The following is a 20526-nucleotide window of genomic DNA, read 5'->3' on the forward strand; positions in this document are numbered from 1 at the left end:
GGTGATCCAGTGTCTCTTACCAAGCGCTGTCACCTCGCTGGGATCGCCCGCTAGGCCTTGAATTTACGGGCCTGGCATCGGGGCGCTCTCAGCCCTGGACCAGCGAGCACAACAAGTGGGGCGCGACGGGAGCCATCCCGCCGCGCCTTTTTGCTTGCCCGAAGCTCGTTTGCGCGGATGGCCTGGCCTGCGAATTCGCTTCACAAGGAAAGGCTCGCGATCGACCCGACGATGGCGCTCGTTGTTTGGCGGATTTGCGCGACGGGGAGCGGTCAGAAGCCGCAGAGATTGACCAAGCGCGGGCGCGGGCCGCGGTCTTCGACGATGCGCTCGCCGCCATTGATGGCCGAACTGCCGTAGTAGCGGTGATGGCCGGTGACGTCGTGCCAATCGCCTGCTTGCGACGACGCCGGCTGTGTTGCACGCAATCTGGCGGCATCGCAGATGATGGTGGCTGGCTGGCGTCGCATGACCGTCTCCTTGAAGGGTGCGCCTTGGCTGGCGTTCTGCTCATCAGTCGAGAACTTGTCGCGGCACGTTCAAGGGCAATCCGATATATCGTGTTTCAGGAATGTTTCGCGGGCCGCCGAAACGTCGGGACTGGCCGCGGCAAGACGTTCTCGGGAGGCCGCCATCCGGCCCGCGCATAAAGGAGAAAGCGATGCTCTACGCCATGCTGGCCTATCACGTCGAAGCCGAGGTCACGTCCTGGACGGCGGACGAGGACGCGGCCCTGATGACCGAACTGCTGGCGGTGCATGACCGGTTGAACGCGAAAAAGCTGCTCGGGCCGACCGCACGGCTGGGCGCGACGGCGGACGCCCGCACCTTGCGCGGACCGGGCGCGGGAATGGTCATCGACGGGCCGTTTGCCGAGACCAAGGAGCAATTGCTGGGCCTGTACGTGTTGAATTGCGCCGACGAGGAGGAAGCGATCGGGATTGCCCGCGACCTGCGGCGCGTCAATCCGTCCGCCGTCTATGAGATCCGCCCGATCAGGCTTTATCTTCCCGGCGCGGCTTTGCCGGAAACGGCGAGCGAGGGTCAGGGCTGAGGTTTGCCGGCCGTAACGAGCTTGCGGATCAGGAAGGCGGTCAGCTTCACCGTGCCCACGATCACGGCAAGCACCAGGCCGCCCAACGCGTCGCCTACGATTTGAGGCAGATCGAGAATCCAGATCAGCAGCAAGACCAGGATCAGCAGCGGTATCAGCCATTCGAACATGATGTGCTCTCCTCGCCCGCTTGGTCGCGGCGGGGCGCGAGAGCGTTCATGGGGGCGGCTTGCCTCCACGGGAACAAAAGCGAGTTCGTTGACACAACCGATTGACGGCGTACGCTTGTCGCATCACGTTTTGCGGGAACTTGCTCTAGCCTGTCGCGAGCTATCGCACTGTTTTCGGTATGAGCCGGTCGGACACAGGCTCATCCGTTCTTGTCAAAGAAAATGACGATCACGCTGCCGTCAATCTGTTGGCGTTTGATCTAGATCACGCTGAGCGCCTCCCATAGGTCTCGAAATCAGGCTGCACTCTTTGTAACGGAGTTCATCCGATGCAAACCTGGGTCCGAACGCTGATTGCACTTGTCCTGGCGCTTACGTCATTGAGCGCGATCACCGGGGGAGTGCGCGAACCAGGCGTGACCGACACTGAAATTCGCATCGGCAACGTTATGCCCTATAGCGGGAGTTTGGAGGTCTTCGGAGCGATTGGAAAAGCCGAAGCGGCGTATTTTGAGATGATCAACGAGCGTGGCGGGATCAACGGCCGCAAGGTGCGCTTCATCTCATATGATGACAAATCCGATCCGTCGACCGCGCTGGACCTTACGCGCGGCCTTATCGAGAAAGACGACGTCCTCCTGATGTTCGGTTCGTTCGGAACGCCGGGAAACTTTGCCGTTCGCGCATACCTGAATGAAAGGCAAATTCCTCAACTCTTTGTCGCCTCCGGAGACGATCATCTGAGCGATCCGTCGATGTTCCCATGGACAATGGGCTGGCAGCCCTCCATTCGGGAAGAGGGCCGCATCTACGCCAACTACATCCACGCGTTCTACCCCGGAAAAAAGATCGTCGCTCTTTGGCAGAACGATCATTTCGGTCGGGAACTGTTCAAGGGGCTGGAAGACGGGCTCGGTGACATCGCCCGGATGATCAGGGTCGACATCGCCTACGATATCGCAGATGAGCATCTGGACACGCACGTATCGATCCTGAAGCGATCAGGCGCCGAAATTTTCGTATTCGCAGGGGTGCCGGAAAACGCAGCGAAAGTCGCCCGAATAGCGGCGGATCTCAATTGGCACCCGGTGTTCATCCTGAACCATATGGCGTCATCGATCGCGACGGCGCCAAAGCCCGCCGGCCAGGAACGCTCCTTGGGCGTCATTACAGCCACTTTCTTGAAGGATGCGAATGATCCGGCCTGGAAGAACGAGCAAGCCGCCAGGGACTGGCAGACATTTGTTGAGAAATATAATCGGGCCGGCGGCAGCGACGACAGTAACGCCGTGTTCGGCTACGCCGCCGCCGAGACATTGGTCCAGGTGCTCAAACAATGCGGCAATGACCTGTCTCGCGAGAACGTCATGAAGCAGGCAGCGGCCCTGAAGGACTACCAAGGCTCCATGTTGCTGCCCGGGATCAAAATCAGCACCGGCCCCTGGAACTTCCGGCCGATCAAACACCTGCGGCTGATTCAATTCGACGGCCGCACCTGGCAGCCGATCGGCGACGTGCTCGAGACGGCTTTCTCCAACGCGCAGAAGTAGGTGGTTCGTATTTGAGCGGGCGGCGGTGGGAGAGTTGAAGGGGGATGGCTTGCCTAGCCGTAGCTCGCGGCAACAGCCCGCCTTCGCCCTTTGGGCTTCGGCGTGGCAGCCTTCTCTCGCTTCGCGAGCGAAGGCTGGTGGGGGAAGAAGGACTCGAACCTTCGAAGCCTGACGGCGGCTGATTTACAGTCAGCTCCCTTTGCCACTCGGGACACTCCCCCACTTGAACCCCATCGGAAACCCACCCGCCGAAATGGCGGCAGACAGGCCACAGATGACGTTAATACCGCGAGCCTATGGCGGGGCTCCCGGTCGGCGCGTTTATGGGCGAAACGGACCAGCAAAGTCAACCAACGGCCGCACCCTAAATAGTGACGTAGGCACCCAAATTGCCATATTCGGGCCTCCGTGACACAAGCTCCCCATGAGCGATCGCGACCGAAGACCGCCGTTCCGCCGTGGTGGCGGTAAACCCTTCGAAAAAGGGCGGAAATTCGCCCGTCCGCCGGGCCGCCGGGACCGGGACGCGGACCCTGACGGGCCGGTGATTCTTTATGGCTGGCACACGGTTTCGGCGGCCCTGGCCAACCCGGAACGGCAGATCCGAAAGCTGTTCCTGACCGAAAACGCCGCAAGGCGGCTGGCGGACGAGAATATCGACACCCGCGTTCCCCCTGAAATCGTCCGCCCGAACGCGATCGACCAGCGGCTCGGCCCCGATGCCGTGCACCAGGGGCTGCTGGCGGAGGCCGATCCCCTGCCCTCGCCGGATATCGACACGCTGGCTCAGGAAGGCATCGTGCTGGTGCTCGACCAGATCACCGATCCGCACAATGTCGGCGCGATCATGCGCTCGGCGGCGGCATTTGCGGTGAAAGCGATCGTCACCACCGCCCGGCACAGCCCGGAGGCCACCGGCGTACTGGCGAAATCCGCGTCCGGCGCGCTGGAGCTGGTACCGCTGGTGACCGTGCAGAACCTCGCCCGTGCGCTCAACGAGTTGAACGACCGCGGCTTCATGACGGTCGGGCTGGACAGCGAGGGCAGCGAGAACCTCGGCGCGGTGACGCTGCAGCAGCCGCTCGCGCTGGTGCTGGGCGCCGAAGGCAAGGGCCTGCGGCAACTGACGCGCGAGACCTGCAGCGTGGTGGCGCGGCTCGACATGCCCGGCGAGATCAAGAGCCTGAACGTGTCGAACGCCGCGGTGCTGGCGCTTTATATCGGCGCGAGCCGGTTGGGGCTGATGAAATGAAGAGCGCCCGCTCGCGGGAAGCGAACGGGCGCTGAAGCTCTAGATTATAGTTTTGACGCGTTTTCTTCACGCGAACCGACATCCACCCCGGATCAAGTCCGGGGCAGGCTTTCGCTCGAAAACGCTATGCTGGATCAGTAGTAGCGGCGCAGCACGCGCTGGCCGTAATAACGCCCGGCGTGGCCGTAGCGGTGTGCGCGATAACCGTAGTGCGGACGGTTGTAGCCATAACCGTAACCGGAGATCGAGCCTTCGCGATCGACCCGGTACGGCGCAAAGTTACCGGGACCGGTATAGGTGGGGCCCTGGTTGACGTAATAGTACTGCTGCTCCGGATCGGGCAGACGTTCGCGGACCCAGCCGCCGCAGGGATTGCAGCCCGCATAGGCCGCGACCGGCGCGACATAGACCGGCTGTCCGCAAGGGGTGTAACCGCAGGCCATCGCGGGCGCTGCGGCGATAATGGCGACTGCCGCGATCAATCCTTTAAATATCTGACGCATTACTCTCTCCTGTTCGTATTTTCCTTGGTCTTCTTAGCGTGGAAGGTGCTGCGGCCCTCGCCTGTAATCTCGCGGCGCGTAGATGATCTCCGGCGGATCGACGGGTACGTTCGATTGCGCCGGCAGCGGCGCCGACTGCGCCGACCAGGATTGATGATAGCTCTCGGCCGGTTGCGGCAATCTGCGATTCGCCGGCGGTTCAATTTCCAGCCGCCCGTAACCGGGCATGCGGCCGGCGCTCGGATAATAATGGCCGACGCGCGGGACCGGATCGACATAGCGGCCACCGTAGACGGTCGGCTCGACATGGGTGCCTTTGCCCAGCCCCCAATCGCCCTCGACCACCGCATAGGATGCGTCGACGCCGTTAATGATGATGGGTACCCCGGGACGGCCCGGAATCACGATCTCGAAGCCACCGCCGGCAAAGGCCGTCGACGTCATCGCCGCCAAAATTGCCAGTGTCGAGGCAACGCGCATCGCTTGGGATCCCGTTTTCCTGGAGTCCCAATTTAATCCAACACGTCGTTTCAGGGGTTAAGGCGGCCGGCCAAACTGCCGGTAAGGCTAACGCGCCAGCCTGAATCGCCGCTCAATTGCGAGAAAAGTCGCTATCCAAACGTTAACGCCGGGGATCGGAAGGCCGACCCCGGGGGGATCGGAAGGCCGACCCCGGGGGGGATCGGAAGGCCGACCCCGTGGACCGGGCGCCCGCTCGATTGTCATTTGCGCGGCGATATCGCACCATCCCGGCGCTCTCCCGCTTCATCCGAACTCCAGCCGAAATGCCTGAAATGACGACCAAAACGCCTGCGAAGAACGTGCTCTGGATCATGTGCGACCAGCTTCGCTACGACTATCTCGGCTGCACCGGACACCCGGTCCTGAAGACGCCGAATATCGACGCGATGGCCAAACGCGGCGTGCTGTTTTCCAACGCCTATGTGCAGTCGCCGATCTGCGGCCCGTCGCGGATGTCGTTCTATACCGGCCGCTACATGCGCTCGCACGGCTCGCACTGGAATGGCTGGCCGCTGCGCGTCGGCGAACCGACGCTCGGCGATCACCTGAAGAAGATCGGCGTCCGCAACGTTCTGGTCGGCAAGACCCATATGGCGCCGGATCTTGAGGGCCTGAAGAATCTCGGCATCCCGCCCGACTCGATCATCGGCGTGCATGTGTCGGAATGCGGGTTCGAGCCCTATGAGCGCGACGACGGCCTGCATCCGACCGGTCGGCCGCGACCGGCCTACGACAATTATCTGCGCCAGCACGGCTACGATGCGCCGAACCCGTGGGAGCACTGGGCCAATTCCGGCGCGGCTGATGACGGGACCTTGCAGAACGGCTGGCTGCTGGTGCACGCCGACAAGGCCGCGCGCGTGCCGGATGAACACTCCGAAACGCCCTACATGACGCGGCGCGCGATGGATTTTATTACCGAGGCCGAGGACGACGGAAGGCCGTGGTGCCTGCATTTGTCCTACATCAAGCCGCACTGGCCCTATATCGCGCCGGAGCCCTACGCCAGCATGTACGGGTCGTTGGACGTGCAGCCGGTGATCCGCTCGCAAGAGGAGCGCGCCAACGCCCATCCGGTGTTCGCCGCCTACATGGACATGCGCTACTCCCGCAACATGTCGCGCAACGAGGCGCGCGAAAAAGTCATTCCGACCTATATGGGCCTGATCAAGCAGATCGACGACCAGATGGGCGTCCTGATGCAGTTCCTCGAAGGGCGCGGCCTGCTCGACACCACCATGATCGTGTTCACGTCGGATCATGGCGACTATCTCGGCGATCACTGGATGGGCGAGAAGGATCTGTTCCACGAACAATCGGCCAAAATTCCGCTGATCGTGATCGACCCGTCGGCGGCCGCCGACAGCACGCGCGGCACCGTCAGCGATGCGCTGGTCGAGGCGATCGACCTGGCGCCGACCTTCATCGACTATTTCGGCAGCAATCCCCCAGACCACATTCTGGAAGGACGCTCGCTGCTGCCGCTATTGCATGGCGACAAGCCTGCCGACTGGCGCAAGGTCGTGTTCTCCGAATACGACTACGCCATGCAGGACGTCCGCGTGATGCTGGGCCAGCCGATCGAGCGCTGCCGGCTGTTCATGGTGTTCGACGGCCGCTGGAAATTCATTCACGCCTCCGGCTTCCGGCCGATGTTGTACGACCTCGAAAGCGACCCGCAGGAATTTGTCGACCGCGGCGCCGACCCCGCCTGCACTGAGGTCGTGGCGCGGCTGCAATCGGAGCTGTTCGACTGGGCGCTGCATCCGAGGATGCACATCACCACGCCGAATGCGAGGATCGCGGCGTACGCGGCCCAGCAATTGCAGGTCAAGAACGGCGTGCTGATCGGCATCTGGGACGAGGCGGAGCTCGGCGCGATCAGGGAAAAGATCGGGATGAAGCCGGTGGTGTGAGGACGGAAGATCGCAACGCTCCGTCATTGCGAGCGAAGCGAAGCGTCCATCTAGCCGTTATGCCGCGCAATGGATTGCTTCGCTCCGCTCGCAATGACGGCCTAATTCGTGATCTTGTACCCCGTTTCCTTCACGACCGGCTGCCAGAACGCGGTGTTGGCAGCGAGTTGCTGGGTCAGGCCTTCGGGGGTCGAGCCAACCGGGATCAGCCCGATCGCGAGCAGCTTCTCCTTGACCTCGGGCTTGGCGAGCGCGGCGGCGGCCGCTTCGCTCAGTTTCTTCGCGAAATCGGATGACGCGCCTGCCGGCAGCCACATGCCGTACCAGGCATCCGCCACCAGATCGATGCCGTTCTCCTTCAGGGTCGGGGCATCAGGCAGGAACGGCGAGCGCGTCTCGCTGCCGACCGCGAGAATCCGGATGTTGCCGGCGCGATGCTGCGGGATGGCATCGGTCAACGTGGAAATCGCAAACGGCATATGGCCGCCGACGAGATCGTTGATGATCGGCGCGCTGCCGCGATAGGCCACGCGCGTCAGCTTGATGCCCAGCGCCTGCTCGAGCCGCGATCCGCTAAAATGCGGAATGGTGCCGTTGCTGGGCACGCCGAACGTGGCCTTGTCCGGATTGGCTTTCAGCCAGGCGACGAATTGCTTGAAGTCCTTGACCTCGGCCGGGACGGCCGTGCCAACGAAGACACAGAACTCGAACCGCGCGAGCTGGCTGACCGGAACGAAATCCTTTGCCGCGTCAAAACTCGGCGTCGTCTCGACCATCGGCAGCAGATACATCGTCGGTCCCGTGGTCACGAGGATGGTGGTGCCATCAGGGTTGGCGCCCTTGACCGCCTTGATGCCGATCAGGCCGTCACCGCCGGTGCGGTTCTCGACGATGATGTTGCGGTCGAGCAATGGGCCGATGTGCTGCGCCAGCAAGCGGCACAGCGCGTCGCCGCCGCCGCCGGCCGCGAAGGGAAAGATGATTTTGGTCAGCGGACCCGATTGTGCCAGCGCCTGGCCCGTCAATGCGGCCAGTGAGCATGCGGCGGCTCCAGCCAGAAAATCTCGGCGTTTCATCCTATTCCTCCGAACACTTTATAATTTTTGATCAGGCCGCCGCGCCGAGGACGCCCCCGCGTCAGGCCAGCACCGTTTCGACTACTGTCATAATTCCGATCGCGACGGTGGCAAGGCCCACCGCCCCCTGTAGCCCGCGATTGGCCCAGGTGAGCCAGCGGGCGGAGACCGCAAGCGGCACCGCGATCACCGTCGACAGCGCGCCCATGCCGATCATCGAGCCGATCCCGAACAGCGCGACATATCCGAGGCCTATGGCGGGACTGGAAGCCTGCGAAACCGTCAGCACCAGAAGCGCGGCAGAACCCGCCATGCCGTGCATCAGGCCGACCAGCAGCGTGCGCCAACGGAAGCCATGGCCGTGAGCATGAGCCGCGCGGGCATGCGGCGCGGTTTCGCCGGCATGGCTATGGGCGTGGAAATGCACCGTGCCGTCGCCATGGCCGTGCTGGTGGAAATGCACGCGGTCCCGCCACAGCCGCCACAGCACATGGGCGCCGAGGCCGACCAGCATGACACCGACGGCGGTCTCGATCGGCCGGGCAACGTCTTCCGGAATCGCGCGGCCGAGCAGGAAGGCACAGCCGGCAAAGACGAACAGCGTCAGCGTGTGGCCGAGCCCCCAGGTGAGCCCGTGCTTGACGATATCGGCAACATGGCTGCGGCGCGCGGCGATGCTGGATACGGCGGCGATATGATCGGCCTCGAGCGCATGCTGCATGCCCAGCAAAAACCCCAGCCCAAGAATTCCGAACATACGCCCCCTACCCGCTGTATCGATCCATCAGATACCAGACGGAAGTCCTTGTCAGGTCAAGACTTCATCGAACAGGCTTTTCATCGACGCCCAGGAGCGGCGGTCGGCCCGTTCATTGTATAGCGCGGCGCGCATCATCGAGCCGTCGGCAGCGGGATTGGTGAAACCGTGCAGCGTGTTGCCGTAGGCGATGACCTGCCAGTCCTTCACCCCGCCGGTTCGCATCTCGTTCTCGAAATCGGCGACCTGTTCCGGCGGCGCCAGGGGATCGTCGACCCCGGTGCAGACCAGCACGCTGGCCTTCATCAGTCCCGGTTGTGCCGGCATTTTTGTCGCCAGCACGCCGTGGAAACTGACCACCGCCTTCAGGTCGGCGCCCTCGCGCGCCAGCTCCAGCACCACCGATCCGCCGAAGCAGAATCCGATCGCCGCCAGCCTGCCGGCATCAACCTGGGGCAGCGCGGCGAGCGCAGCCAGCGCGGCACGGCCGCGGGCGCGGAGCTTTTCCGGCTCGGCGCGAAGCCCGCCAACCAGGGTAGCGACTTCCTGCAGATTGGACGCCTGCCGCCGATCGCCGAACATGTCGGCGGCCAATGCCACATAGCCAAGACCGGCGAGCCGGCGCGCACGCTCCATCGCGAATTCGCCGAGCCCCAGCCCTTCGTGAAACACCAGCACGCCGGGCCGCGGCCCGGCAGCATTCTCGTCAATGGCAAGATAACCGCGCAGATTGGCCTCGTCGCAGCGGTAGTCGACGTCGCGCGCCTGAATCAAATTTCCAGATCCTTCAAATAGCAAGGAGCCGGAACTTCACACCGGTTTGCAGGCCGCACAACCGAAATCGCAAAGCCACGCGCCTTCCCGTTGATCGGCATCACGCCGGCTTGACTCAACCGGAATGCGAACACCGGAACGATCGGCTGAAGGGGTGCTTACCTCGCGTCACCAGCAACGGAGTGCTCCATGACAAGATCCGGAATTCTCGCGGCCGCCGCGATCCTTGCGTCCGCGCTCGCCGCGCCCGCGATGGCGCAGCAGGTCATCTACAATCCTGGCTATTGCGCGCAGTTCTATCCAAACGCTAATTGCCAGAACCGGGGACCGGGAAGTCCCTATACCGGCAGCTACCAGCGTCAGGCCTATCGGGATCAGGCCTATCAGGACCGCACCTGGCGCAACAGCTACAACCGCTGGGACGATAACAGCGGCTTCTGGCCGGCCGATGTCGCGGCCGGCGTCGTCAGCGGCGCGGTCGGCACCGCGGCTGCCATCGCCACCTCCCCGATCGGCGGCGACGAATACGCCCGCCGCAACGGTTTTATCTGTGTGCCCGGCGCCTGGTTCCGCGGCGAGGACGGGCGGAGCCATCTCTGCCAATAGGACGATTACGAATCGAACTCGAAAAGGCGGCTGGAAAGGCCGCCTTCTCCGTGCGGGAGGATGAAAGCGGTTCTTGAGGTTCTGGCCCTTTGCGACCAAGTCTGATATTTGAGCCGCCGAAGATCGGACCAAGTGGCGGGATCACTTCACCCCTCGCCGATCGCTTCAATTCGCCGGTTTAGCTCAGCGGTAGAGCAGCGGTTTTGTAAACCGAAGGTCGGGAGTTCAATCCTCTCAACCGGCACCACGACCCAAGCCTCAAGACAGCAAGTGCAAGCTGGTTTCGGTACCGGCTTCCGACCGTAGAACTTTTCTTGCCGAGAACCCGCTGATCGTGCGGCAGGCCCGGGCTTAGCCAACAGTCGTCCCAAAAACTAAAAACCTCCGGCAGGGCATTGCCGGAGGTTTCGGAGGTTTAGCATAAAGTAGTTGCGTCTCCTTCGAGACTAAGGAGGCCGCCAAGGAATCTGCCGGCCACCTGAGCGCTAAAATATCTTATAAAATTACCTGAGTAAATAATATTCTTCGGACTGCTAAAGCATTCGTGCCTTGCCCTGGCCAGCTGAAGTCCCGGTCTCCTAGCCCTCGCGCGATCGGTTCTGGACGAGCGGCGACTTACGAAAGGGGAGCATGAAAAAATTAGAACCCCCAGCGGTTTTCCGCTGGGGGTTCTTTAGAGAGTGTCAGACGTTCAGGATCAGAAGTTACGCTGAGCGCGAACGTTCAGGAAGACGGTGCTCTGGTCCTTGAACTCGTACAGAGCAGTCGGCTTCGGTGCGGAGGCAGTGAACACCGAGCTGCCAGACATCTTCTGGTCGAGGAAGAACGCGCCGACTTCAGCCGAGAACGTCAAGTTCTTGACGGGAGTCCAGCGGGTGACCACACCAATCTGCGCGACGTTGAAGTCGGGGTTGCAGCTGTAGGTACCCGCACCAGCAACACCGGTCTGACCGGGATGCGTGGCTGCGAACGCGGCGCAGTAAGCGCCCTTGGCGGAAGTCGTGCCAACAGCGGTGAGGTTGTCGTTAGCACCACCATCGTACTTGACCTGGGCGTAGCTGCCCCAGAGGCTGGTCGACCAGTAAGGATCCCAGTTGTGGTTGAACGCACCACGGATACCCCAAGCCGAGGTCAGGATGATACCACCGGTACCGGCAGCGCCGGGCAGGTAGACGCCATCCGAGGTGGCACCGAAGCCAACGCTCTGATAGCCGCCGGCAAGGCCGGTATTACCGAACATCGCGAAGCTCGGCGAACCACCGGAGGTCGAGATCACGGCCTTGGTGTTACCCTTCGCGTACGTTGCGTCGATCTTGAAATCGTCGCCCGCACCGGTCGGGAGGTTCTTGATCTGCAACGCCGCCGTCACAGCACCGCCCCACTTGTCTTCGGGATGGCCGGAGATTTCCGAGAGGTTGTTCGAAACGCCACCGGCGCTGAGGTTGTTGTAGGAAGCGTTCACGTTATGCAGCACGCCCGAAATCTGGAACAGACCCCACGCCTGGTCGACGCGGATGTTGCCCGCGATATCGGGAGCATGCACGCCAGCGTAGGCGTTGGTGCCAAGACCGTTGACGTTGACGCCGAGCCCCAGGTTGTAGAGCGAGGTGCGGTTGAAGACCTGCGGATCATCGAGACCGATGGTGGCCGACACGCCGTTACCGAACTGCGCAGTGTACTGGATGTTGTTGACGCCGGTGACGTAGTCCGGGCCACCCATCAAGAACGAGTTGTTGTTGCCCGGATAACCGTTCCAGGGCGTCGCGTAGGCCGAGGCCGACTTACCGAAGGTGAAACCAGCGAACTGGATGAACACCATTTCAACCGCGACATAGCCGCCGCCAGCGCCGGAGAGCAGCGACGAGTTGACGCCAGCAGCAGTCAGCACGCTCGGGTTCTTGGTGCCGTTGCCGAAGTTGTCGAACTGGAAGTCGCCCTGACCGAAGGTGCGGACAACGCCGTATTCGGTGGCGGTGCGGGTATCAACCGTCAGCGCCATACGGGAACGGGAGGTGAAGTAATCGCGGTAGCGATTGCCTTGACCCTGATCGCCGTTCCAGGCCGGTCCACCGTAGGTGGTGCCGTTGAACGTGGTGTCGACGCGAACGTAACCACCCAGCTTGATGCAGGTGTCGGTGCCCGGGATGTAGAAGAAACCCGCGCCATACAGGGAGCAGATCCTGACGTACTCGACCGCTTTGGCCTTGACGGGAAGATCGGCAGCCTGTGCTCCGCTCAGGGCGACGAGACCCGCCGCTGAGCCGAGAATAAGGCTCTTGATCATAGTCATGTTAAACCTCCAAGTTGCTCTGCAAGGACGAGGGCGGACCCAGCTGTTTCCCCCAGAAAAGGTCCGCCCTCGCCTTTTGAAACCGCTCAGTCGTTTCGCGTCTTCGGACACACCCGCATCAACGCGAGGGACTTAAGCGAACCACCAAAACGGAACGATCAAGGACCCCCCAGACCGTCTTCAGAACTATGCATGTGCAATTTACGTAATCAAAATACTTTATGAACTCAGCTATCTCTATCCCAATCGACTGTGTCGCTGCGGCAACACCGAAGAACACGCGAAATTGTGCGCGGGGAACCACCCTAACGGTGTCCAATTGGATGATTTTGTTATTAAATCAGCTAAGCTGCTTCGTGCAGACTCGGGGGCAGACAAAGCCATGGGACAGGACGCACGCAGGGGATCGGACTCATCGAACCGCGCCAAACGCGGAGAGGCAAATGAGTTCAGCGGGAAGAATCACGACATCACCCGGCAATTCGCCTGGGAGATCGCCGCCATCAACGTGCATCTCCAGGAGATTCGTTATTTCTGGGCAAAAGCTCTCGGCATCAGCGGCCCGCAATGGATGATCCTGATGGCTCTGGCCGATCTGGATCAGGGAGAGGGCGTGCCTGTGAAGGTCGTGTCAAAGATGCTCCATGTTGACCCGTCCTTCGTGACAACCCAGTCGAAAATGCTCGAGAAGAAGGGCTTCATGCGTCGAAAGACGTCAGGGGAAGACGCCCGGGTCGTGCAGATGTCCTTGACGGACAAGACCTACAAGCTCTTCGCAGGCTTGGCTTCCGAGCAGGAGGCCCTCAACAATTTCATCTTTGCGGAATTCAGCGACCGCGAACTCAGCGAGTTTACTGACAAGCTTGCAGCGCTGAAGAACCGGATTGAGAAGGCCAGCCTGAAACTGACTGTGGGCATATGACCTGCAAGGCGGCCGTGGACTAGGCAGATACCGATTCGAGGCGATCGGCCACCCAGTCAAAGATGAACTCGTTGGCAAGCGTGGGGTTGTCGCGATGTCCATGCGCGGCAGCCGTTTCGGAGCTTTCGAAAATTTTCAGTGAAACATCGGGATGCTCGGCCTTGAGACGTTCGAATAGATCGGTCACGTAGTCACTTTCGAGCCAGCCCTGCTCACCCAGGGTGATCAAGAGCGGGCAGCGGAGTTTTGGCCCGAGCCAACCGCCTTCAGTTCCGGAACTACTCAGCGAGAGGCGATTCATCAAGAATGCCCGCTCATGCATGTCCCAGATGCCGCCGTCACAAACCGCGGCGGCGAAACGATTGTCGAGGGCAACGCCACGCGCGACAAAGGACGACTCCAAACCGTCGCTGAGAATCGCGATCCTGTGTTCGTCGATATCGTCCCTCGTGTAGAGGTAGTCCATCACGTGGCCCACCGACGTTTCCAGATCGGAACGGCCGACGACTTCATCGAACTTGGCGCCGGTGCCGGATCCAAACAGATCCACGGCCAGCAACGACATTCCCCGGTCACGGGCATAGCGTGCCACTTTGAAGAGAGATTCTTCCTTCCGATGTCCGGGGTCGCCCATGCACACGACGACGGGCGATTGATGAAAAGCGCGGGGGGCAGGCAAAAAATAGCCCTCCAACGCATGGCCTTCCAGCCAGGGGATCTCGACGACCTCGCCGGCGGGAGTCATATGCTCGATGTAGCTGCGGGCGCAGCCTCGCATGGCTAGGAGCGCACGCTCCTGTTTCGTGTCGGCGGCGTCCAAACCGAACGCTGAGGCTTGATAGTAGTTGATGGCGCGAAGCCAGTTACTTCGTGCGGTCAGCACATGACCGCGCTTGAAGGCAGCATCGGCACGCTCATTACTGAGGTCGGCCATCGCTATCCATTCCCGATACCAGGAATCGCCGCCATCCGTTGGGTCTATCCGGCTTGCGGCAAGGAAGCATTCGGAGATCATCGAACCGCCTTCCTGCGCCGCACCCAGCAGCCTCATGAACTCGATCGAGAACTCGTCGCTGTCAGGCCATTGGACCCAGCCTCCTGGGCCAAATTGAACTTTCATATCGGAGACAGTCCGGGAGCAGATCAGGTGACAAAATTAGTTATACAATATAATATAACCTAATACCTTACCTAAGGACAAGCTCCGGAACGCCCTATGGATCCTGGTCGTGCGGTAGGGTTACTGCAAATCGAGGGTAGCTTCGATCAACGAGTAGGCCGGAATGTGCCAACCTTTACGGCATCCATCCGCGATGGGCGAAAAGAGCATGTCAGCCTATACTGGTGGCCGACTCACTGCCTTTCGTGCAGCTTGCCCGCTTAGACCGCAATCATCCGTAGGTTTATTTTACGGCCCAAAACCAGGATCCGGCGGCTGGACCCGATTCTGGGGCTATTCACCGGTGGCGCTCGCGTCTCGTGTCGAACCGGCCAACCCCGCCCCCGCGCCCATCTCTCCCCTTTCCAGCCGGAACCACCCCTCCTCTTGCACGTTTTTCTCGCATGAGAATTCGCGAAGAAAACTGCAACATGGTTTTGCTCGCCATTGTCACCTCTTTAAGCGTGGCCATCGCTGGCGGCGCTACGCTGCTGGGGTTTGCCGATAACAAGCCGGTCCAGTTCGCTGATCAGACGGCCGGTCGTGTCGAGCAGCCGCCCCCGCCCGACAAGCGGATCATCTACGTCAACGAGCAGCCGCCGGTGCGCGTGATCGGCGCGCCATTCGTGCCCAACACGAATCCCCGCGAGCGCTAGCTCCCGCTTCGGGCGGCCGTGCTTGCAGAGCCTGGCCGCTACTTGATGTGCCATGTGCACGGCGCCGGTCGCGAACTGTCACCGTTTTGTCACCTCGCGCGAAAAAGCGTGGCAGTTATCCCCGGTTACCTCCCCACCCGCTTGATTCCACAAAAGCCGTTTGATGGAGTGACTTGGGCCGAGGTGTTTCATGAAATGGATGAGGGAACGCGATCTCCTGATCGCGCAAACGATGGCGTTCGTTCAATCGGTGACCGGCAAGACGCCGGAGGCCGAGAAGACGATCACGGCGTCGGTTGCCCTGCTCTCCGTCGAGACATCCCAAACCACCCGCGCGGCTGCGGCCCTTCCCGACATTGAGGCTCTGCTGGCGGAGACGCCGCCCGCTACCCAAGCGCCGATAAACGTATCAAGAGAAGAAGTACCGCGGGAGATATCGAGGCCGGCTCCTCCTGCGCGTCTTGACCTGCGGGAGGACTTCCAGGCCGAGATCAGGGCGCGGGTCGCCAATTTCCGCGCCCATCAGGAGCGGTTCAGCCGCGAGCGCGAGGCCTATTGCAGCGCGACCATGGCGAAGGTCCATGCATCTCTCAGGGAAGGCGAGCCGCCGACGCGTCCGGGGAAGTAGACCCAGGACGCAAAACCGCATTCCCCGGCATCCGCACGATCTTCAGAACCAAATTCAGAGCCAGGCGTAGACCAGCACCATGTTGGCCGCGCAGGCGACCAGCAGGCAGACGGTCAGCGTGAGTTGGACACGCTCGCAGGAGGTCTGGAGGCTCGTTCTCATGATCGGAAACATCCGGCGATTCTGGCCGTCGAGTCTCGGGGATTCTTTTTTCGGGAATTTACGGCTCGTTAAAGACTCAGAGACTCCACGAAAATGGGCCGAAACGAGCTAATTTGCTCCCGAAACAGCCTGTGGAATGGCGGCATGGCAGCCAAGCCTGAAACCCGGACGCGGCTTCCGCGTTGACCGTTTTTACCGGAGCCGACCATGCCCTACGCGCTGTTCTCAAACGATGCCAAGCTGAGCAAGGCCTATCCCACCGCGGCCGATGTCTGGAAAATTGCCCAGAAGAGCGGCCTCGTGGTCGATGTCGTCTCCGAGCAAGACAGCACCGCCCCCCGCCCGGTGCTGGACCATGATTACGAGATCAAGCCGTGCCAGCTTGAGCCGCATGAAGACCCCGCCCGAAACAAGGCCGACGCCGAGCGCGAAGCGCAGACGGAATTGCAGTTGGCGTCGTAAGGGCGACGGCGGCCGGGCGGGCACCGGGCGGGCAAACAACGGCTCTCGGCAGGTGGGTCCCGGTCGCCGGGGACGACATCCGAGGCGGTAAATCGGTTCTACGGCGTCGCCGAGACCAGCGATGCCTGCTCCGCAGCCAGAGTGACACAGGCCTTGCGCCGCTGCAGTCCCCTGATCGCGCCGGTTACCTTGCGCACCTTGCCGGCCCCGCACGAGGGATCCTGCACGAAGGCGATTTCATAGGGAGCAAGGATGAGCGGTTCGGATTTCAGGACAGTTTGAGCAAGGCACGGAAACCCCGCTGCGGAAAAGATCAGCCCTAACGCAAGAGCACGCATGTTCGTTGTCCCACCAGCCGGCCGGAACCATAATATCGGATCGTGACGAAAAGTTGCATGCAGCGCGAAATTTTTTTCGCGTCCGCCAAAAAGCAGCCGAGGCACGCTCGCCCCGACATTCCCAAAACGACGGCCGGCGTGAAGCCGGCCTTTGCCCCAAACGACGGCCGGCGTGAAGCTGCCTTTGCCCCAACAAAAAGGCCGGCGTGAAGCCGGCCTTTGTCGCGTCGATACGAAGCGCCGTATCAATATCTGGCGGCAGCAGGCCCACCCCAACCAAACCGGTAGTTCACGCCGACCTTGGCGGTGTGTTCGTCGTTGCGGAAACTGCGGCCGGTGATATCGGCGGGGCCTGTCGTGAAGGTGGTGTCGCCGAAATTGTAATACTGGTACTCGGCCTTGGCCGACCAGTTCGGGGCGAACATGTATTCGAGGCCGCCGCCGACGGTGTAGCCGTCCTTGTGGCTGCCGTTGGTGGTGAAGGCCGCCGGCACGCCGGCCGCCGTCGTCACCCCGAGATTGCTGCCGTCGCGCCAGGCGTAGCCGCCCTTGGCATAGAGCAGCGCCGGGCCCCAAGTATAGCCGAGCCGGCCGGTCACCGAACCGAGCTGGTCGGTGTTGGAGGTTACGAGGGTGCCTCCCGGAAACAGGACGCCATTATTATTGGAGTTGGGCAGCCAGCTATACTGGGCTTCGGCACCCATCACCCAGTTCGGCGCGAACTGATAGTCGAAGCCGCCCTGTACGCCGCCAAGGAAGCGGGCATCGCTGCCCTGCAGGGAATTGTTGCCCGCGAAGGCGCCTCCGGCATGGCCGCCGATATAGAACCCGGTCCAGTTATAGACGACCTGAGGCGCGGTATAGGCAGGCGCCTTGGTATAGGGCCGCGGCGGCATGTCGGCCGCAAAAGCTGGAGCCGCCATGGCGGCCAGCGCGGCAGCGCCGAGCAGTATCTTCTTCATCATAACTTTCCCCGTTACGGACGTGGCGGATACCAATCCAAACAACGTGACCTCATTTAGGTTGCTTTGCGACAAGTGCCCGCGACCCGATGGCGCGCCACTGTGACGGCACAGCAACAAAACGGTTTAGTTCCCTCGCACGTAACGCTTTTTCCTCCGTTAAGGAGGAGGTTTCCCGCTTAGTTGATGTCCGGGATCACTAAGGCAAGGTTCAACCCTCGCCGAAAAGTGATCCGAATTCGTTCACGGTTCCGTCCCGGGAACACCGCAAATACGGCCCGCCGGCAGGCTTCACGGCCGCCGGCGCGATCAAGACCCTACCCTCCCTCGCGAGCCACTTCGATCACGGCGTCGGCAAAGGCCTGCGGCGCCTCCTGCGGCAGGTTATGTCCGATGCCGCCGGTGATGAGGCGGTGGGCATATTTGCCGGAAAACTTCCTCGCGTAGACCTTGGGGTCCGGATGCGGTGCGCCGTTGGCGTCGCCTTCAAGGGTGATGGCGGGCACGGCGATGGTGGGGAATTCGGCCAGCCGCTTTTCCAGTTCGTCGTATTTCGCCTCGCCTGGGGCGAGACCAAGCCGCCAGCGATAGTTGTGGATCACGATGGCGACATGGTCGGGGTTGTCGAAGGAGGCCGCGCTGCGTTCGAAGGTGGCGTCATCGAAATTCCACTTCGGTGAGGCGAGCTGCCAGATCAGTTTTGAAAATTCGCGCCGGTATTTTTCGTAGCCCAGCCGGCCGCGCTCGGTCGCGAAGTAATACTGGTACCACCATTGCAGCTCGGCCGATGGCGGCAACGGCTTCTTGTTGGCCTCCTGGCTGCCGATCAGATAGCCGCTGACCGAGACCAGCGCCTTGACGCGCTGCGGCCAGATCGCCGCGACGATGCCGGCGGTCCGCGCGCCCCAATCGAAGCCGGCGACCACCGCTTTGTCGATCTTCAGCGCATCCATCAGGGCGATGACGTCGGTGGCGAGCGCGCCCTGCTGGCCGTTGCGCGGCGTGTCGCTTGCAAGGAAGCGCGTCGTGCCGTAGCCGCGCAGCCAGGGCGCGATCACCCGGAAGCCCGCCGACGCCAGCACCGGGACGACATCGACGAAGGCGTAGATGTCGTAGGGCCAGCCGTGCAGGAGGATGACGATGGGACCATCGGCGGGCCCGGCTTCGGCATAACCGACATTGAGGACGCCGGCCTCGATCTGTTTCAGCGCGGCAAACGAGGAATGGGCGCCGGGCCTGATCGCGCCCGCGGCGGGCTTGGCGTCGCCGGAATGCGCAAAGAGGGCGCCGCTCATGGCGAACGGTGCCGCCGCAAGCGCCACGGCGGCGGTGCCGAGGAAGCGGCGTCGGTCAGGGGTGGTGGGCTGGGACATGGATCTCACTCCGGCTCTCTATCTGATACGATTATATCGCATGCGATATAAACAACGCCAGCCCAGTGTCAACCCTTCCGATTTAATCGCACGCGATGTAGATGATGCAAGCATCACAGTGTCGTGTGGAGGCCAGGAATCGCCATGGAAGGAATCTGCCGAGACCGACCCGGCCAATCCTGGCCCTTCTGCGCTCTCAAGCAGACGCCGCGAATTAGCGCGTCATTTTCTCCAGTTCCGCGAATGACACGTACGCCACCCCCGCACAGGGCTCGACGGCATTTTCGATGATGCGGTCGAGGCGGCCGTCGACGAAGAGGATGGCGCGTTCACGCGGCTCGCGGTAGCCGCCGTCGGGCTCGCGCGGGCTGAACCGGAGACAGACGACATAGCGCAGCCGCCCGCCGACGACGCGCTCGACCGGCTCGGCCATGACGGCGTCGCGCACGCCGACGGGATTGTTGAGATAGGTCTTCAGAAACGCCAGCACTTCGGTGCGGTAATTCTTGGGAAATGGCTGACTGGAGACGCCGCGATCGTCGGTAAAGGTGATCGGCTTGCTGTCATCGATGGCGGCGGCACAGGCCGACAGCATGATCGGCAGCAACATCATCGCCGCGAATTTGGCCGAACGTCTCAAGCGAACTCTTCCCCTGCCCTTCGCCGTCTCTTAGACCGCCCGGCGGCGAAATGGAATTCGCAACTCGGTTATCTCCTCGCTTCGCTCTCGAAAAGTTGAGCGCGCGCCAGCCCACGGCCATTAGCAAAGCAAATGGCGCGTGGGCTGGTCTGACATTCGCTAGGCGCGCCGGGCAATGGGGGCGAAACGCGCGCCGGCGAATCGGATTCAGCTGCGTTTTGCGGCCGGCGTCACGTGCTTGACCGCGATGTGCGGCTTTGCATGCGTCTTGTGCAGGCCGATGTGCTTGTGGTGGCGATGATGCCGATAATGCTTGTGATGGCGGCCCATCCTTGCATTGGCGTTCAGCGCCTTCGATTTACCCTCGGCCTTGATGACAGGTGCCTGCGTGGTCTTGTTCACTGGCGCTTGCGCGGTCTTGCCCGGCGTGCCGGCAAGTGCAGGCGCGGCGAGAACGGAAACGGCAACGAGCGCTGCGGAAATGGTCTTGAGCATGGTTGTCTCCTCTTCCTTTTCCTGTGCCTTGGGACCCGCGGGCATTTCCGGTCGAAAGGCCGGGCTCGCCGATCATGCAGGCGACGCTAGCGGCTGCGCGCTGAACCTCCCCTGAATCGGACTTTCGGATTCCGTTCATCTGAATGACATCTTCGTCATGTTCGCTGACGATGTACCGCCGATTGGCGGAATCGTGGGTAGCGGCGCGGGAATGTTCTCGGCCGGCGGGGGTTCAAATCAACGGGCTTCGGTGTAGGAT

At 61.9% G+C, this 20526-nt stretch carries 24 protein-coding genes and 2 tRNA genes; 10 read left to right on the forward strand and 16 right to left on the reverse strand.

The window, feature by feature from the left end:
• Nucleotides 1–272: 272 nt before the first annotated feature.
• Nucleotides 273–470: a hypothetical protein gene (locus IVB05_RS28975; RefSeq protein WP_247779326.1), complete on the reverse strand. Its 198-nt coding sequence runs from the start codon at nt 468–470 to the stop codon at nt 273–275.
• Between the two features lie 191 nt (nt 471–661).
• Between IVB05_RS28975 and IVB05_RS28980 the strand changes: the two genes are divergently transcribed.
• On the forward strand, nt 662–1054 hold the full coding sequence (locus IVB05_RS28980) for a YciI family protein (protein WP_247779327.1): 393 nt from the start codon (nt 662–664) through the stop codon (nt 1052–1054).
• On the opposite strand, the gene IVB05_RS28985 is transcribed toward IVB05_RS28980, so the two are convergent.
• Entirely contained in the window at nt 1045–1224 is a 180-nt protein-coding gene (locus IVB05_RS28985; RefSeq protein WP_247779328.1) for a hypothetical protein, read from the reverse strand. The genes IVB05_RS28980 and IVB05_RS28985 overlap by 10 nt on opposite strands.
• A gap of 329 nt (nt 1225–1553) precedes the next feature.
• Here IVB05_RS28985 and IVB05_RS28990 point away from each other — a divergent pair, with 329 nt between their 5' ends.
• Nucleotides 1554–2774 carry an ABC transporter substrate-binding protein gene (locus IVB05_RS28990; protein WP_247779329.1) on the forward strand — a complete coding sequence of 407 codons (1221 nt, stop codon included), beginning with the start codon at nt 1554–1556 and terminating at the stop codon, nt 2772–2774.
• Nucleotides 2775–2909: 135 nt separating this feature from the next.
• On the opposite strand, the gene IVB05_RS28995 is transcribed toward IVB05_RS28990, so the two are convergent.
• A tRNA-Tyr gene (locus IVB05_RS28995) sits at nt 2910–2995 on the reverse strand.
• Between the two features lie 203 nt (nt 2996–3198).
• Between IVB05_RS28995 and rlmB the strand changes: the two genes are divergently transcribed.
• A complete protein-coding gene (gene rlmB / locus IVB05_RS29000) occupies nt 3199–4026 on the forward strand; it encodes a 23S rRNA (guanosine(2251)-2'-O)-methyltransferase RlmB (RefSeq protein WP_247779330.1) in 828 nt (275 codons plus the stop codon).
• Nucleotides 4027–4160: 134 nt separating this feature from the next.
• Here the strand turns inward: rlmB and IVB05_RS29005 are convergent, their stop codons facing one another.
• Nucleotides 4161–4529 (reverse strand): hypothetical protein, encoded by a 369-nt coding sequence (locus IVB05_RS29005; RefSeq protein ID WP_247779331.1) that lies wholly within the window; start codon nt 4527–4529, stop codon nt 4161–4163.
• A gap of 33 nt (nt 4530–4562) precedes the next feature.
• Nucleotides 4563–5009 carry a hypothetical protein gene (locus tag IVB05_RS29010; RefSeq protein ID WP_247779333.1) on the reverse strand — a complete coding sequence of 149 codons (447 nt, stop codon included), beginning with the start codon at nt 5007–5009 and terminating at the stop codon, nt 4563–4565.
• Between the two features lie 314 nt (nt 5010–5323).
• On the opposite strand from IVB05_RS29010, the gene IVB05_RS29015 reads away from it, so the two are divergent.
• Nucleotides 5324–6967, forward strand: a complete 1644-nt coding sequence (locus IVB05_RS29015) for an alkaline phosphatase family protein (RefSeq protein WP_247779335.1) — start codon at nt 5324–5326, stop codon at nt 6965–6967.
• Nucleotides 6968–7068: 101 nt separating this feature from the next.
• Here the strand turns inward: IVB05_RS29015 and IVB05_RS29020 are convergent, their stop codons facing one another.
• The 3 genes from IVB05_RS29020 to IVB05_RS29030 all read right to left on the reverse strand — a co-directional run bounded on the left by IVB05_RS29020 (nt 7069) and on the right by IVB05_RS29030 (nt 9574).
• On the reverse strand, nt 7069–8043 hold the full coding sequence (locus IVB05_RS29020; protein WP_247779337.1) for a Bug family tripartite tricarboxylate transporter substrate binding protein: 975 nt from the start codon (nt 8041–8043) through the stop codon (nt 7069–7071).
• Nucleotides 8044–8104: 61 nt separating this feature from the next.
• Nucleotides 8105–8800 carry an urease accessory protein gene (locus tag IVB05_RS29025; RefSeq protein WP_247779339.1) on the reverse strand — a complete coding sequence of 232 codons (696 nt, stop codon included), beginning with the start codon at nt 8798–8800 and terminating at the stop codon, nt 8105–8107.
• 51 nt (nt 8801–8851) lie between these two features.
• Nucleotides 8852–9574, reverse strand: coding sequence for a dienelactone hydrolase family protein (locus IVB05_RS29030; RefSeq protein ID WP_247779340.1), 723 nt, complete (start codon nt 9572–9574; stop codon nt 8852–8854).
• A 189-nt stretch (nt 9575–9763) separates the two neighbouring features.
• Here IVB05_RS29030 and IVB05_RS29035 point away from each other — a divergent pair, with 189 nt between their 5' ends.
• Nucleotides 9764–10180 carry a hypothetical protein gene (locus IVB05_RS29035; protein WP_247779342.1) on the forward strand — a complete coding sequence of 139 codons (417 nt, stop codon included), beginning with the start codon at nt 9764–9766 and terminating at the stop codon, nt 10178–10180.
• A 172-nt stretch (nt 10181–10352) separates the two neighbouring features.
• Nucleotides 10353–10427: transfer RNA gene (locus IVB05_RS29040), tRNA-Thr, on the forward strand.
• A 450-nt stretch (nt 10428–10877) separates the two neighbouring features.
• Here IVB05_RS29040 and IVB05_RS29045 read toward each other — a convergent pair.
• Nucleotides 10878–12470: a porin gene (locus tag IVB05_RS29045; protein ID WP_247779344.1), complete on the reverse strand. Its 1593-nt coding sequence runs from the start codon at nt 12468–12470 to the stop codon at nt 10878–10880.
• 382 nt (nt 12471–12852) lie between these two features.
• Here IVB05_RS29045 and IVB05_RS29050 point away from each other — a divergent pair, with 382 nt between their 5' ends.
• Nucleotides 12853–13392 carry a MarR family winged helix-turn-helix transcriptional regulator gene (locus tag IVB05_RS29050; protein WP_247779345.1) on the forward strand — a complete coding sequence of 180 codons (540 nt, stop codon included), beginning with the start codon at nt 12853–12855 and terminating at the stop codon, nt 13390–13392.
• A gap of 19 nt (nt 13393–13411) precedes the next feature.
• Here the strand turns inward: IVB05_RS29050 and IVB05_RS29055 are convergent, their stop codons facing one another.
• Nucleotides 13412–14512, reverse strand: a complete 1101-nt coding sequence (locus IVB05_RS29055) for an alpha/beta hydrolase (RefSeq protein WP_247779346.1) — start codon at nt 14510–14512, stop codon at nt 13412–13414.
• Nucleotides 14513–14982: 470 nt separating this feature from the next.
• On the opposite strand from IVB05_RS29055, the gene IVB05_RS29060 reads away from it, so the two are divergent.
• Both IVB05_RS29060 and IVB05_RS29065 read left to right on the forward strand, forming a co-directional pair.
• Nucleotides 14983–15207 carry a hypothetical protein gene (locus IVB05_RS29060; protein ID WP_247779347.1) on the forward strand — a complete coding sequence of 75 codons (225 nt, stop codon included), beginning with the start codon at nt 14983–14985 and terminating at the stop codon, nt 15205–15207.
• Nucleotides 15208–15397: 190 nt separating this feature from the next.
• Nucleotides 15398–15835: a hypothetical protein gene (locus IVB05_RS29065; RefSeq protein WP_247779348.1), complete on the forward strand. Its 438-nt coding sequence runs from the start codon at nt 15398–15400 to the stop codon at nt 15833–15835.
• Nucleotides 15836–15889: 54 nt separating this feature from the next.
• On the opposite strand, the gene IVB05_RS29070 is transcribed toward IVB05_RS29065, so the two are convergent.
• A complete protein-coding gene (locus IVB05_RS29070; RefSeq protein WP_247779349.1) occupies nt 15890–15997 on the reverse strand; it encodes a glucose transporter in 108 nt (35 codons plus the stop codon).
• 207 nt (nt 15998–16204) lie between these two features.
• On the opposite strand from IVB05_RS29070, the gene IVB05_RS29075 reads away from it, so the two are divergent.
• The gene (locus IVB05_RS29075) at nt 16205–16459 is read left to right on the forward strand and encodes a hypothetical protein (RefSeq protein ID WP_247779350.1); all 255 of its coding nucleotides are present in this window, start codon (nt 16205–16207) and stop codon (nt 16457–16459) included.
• Between the two features lie 98 nt (nt 16460–16557).
• Here IVB05_RS29075 and IVB05_RS29080 read toward each other — a convergent pair whose 3' ends face one another.
• The 5 genes from IVB05_RS29080 to IVB05_RS29100 form a co-directional block, all read right to left on the reverse strand.
• Nucleotides 16558–16797, reverse strand: a complete 240-nt coding sequence (locus tag IVB05_RS29080) for a hypothetical protein (protein WP_247779352.1) — start codon at nt 16795–16797, stop codon at nt 16558–16560.
• A 245-nt stretch (nt 16798–17042) separates the two neighbouring features.
• Nucleotides 17043–17759: an outer membrane beta-barrel protein gene (locus IVB05_RS29085; RefSeq protein ID WP_247779353.1), complete on the reverse strand. Its 717-nt coding sequence runs from the start codon at nt 17757–17759 to the stop codon at nt 17043–17045.
• Between the two features lie 317 nt (nt 17760–18076).
• Nucleotides 18077–19132, reverse strand: a complete 1056-nt coding sequence (locus IVB05_RS29090) for an alpha/beta hydrolase (RefSeq protein WP_247779354.1) — start codon at nt 19130–19132, stop codon at nt 18077–18079.
• Nucleotides 19133–19346: 214 nt separating this feature from the next.
• On the reverse strand, nt 19347–19772 hold the full coding sequence (locus IVB05_RS29095) for a hypothetical protein (RefSeq protein ID WP_247779355.1): 426 nt from the start codon (nt 19770–19772) through the stop codon (nt 19347–19349).
• 207 nt (nt 19773–19979) lie between these two features.
• The gene (locus tag IVB05_RS29100) at nt 19980–20267 is read right to left on the reverse strand and encodes a hypothetical protein (RefSeq protein ID WP_247779356.1); all 288 of its coding nucleotides are present in this window, start codon (nt 20265–20267) and stop codon (nt 19980–19982) included.
• Nucleotides 20268–20526 lie beyond the last annotated feature (259 nt).

The sequence above is a fragment of the Bradyrhizobium sp. 170 genome, from assembly GCF_023101085.1.
In the GTDB taxonomy this organism is placed as follows: Bacteria; Pseudomonadota; Alphaproteobacteria; order Rhizobiales; family Xanthobacteraceae; genus Bradyrhizobium.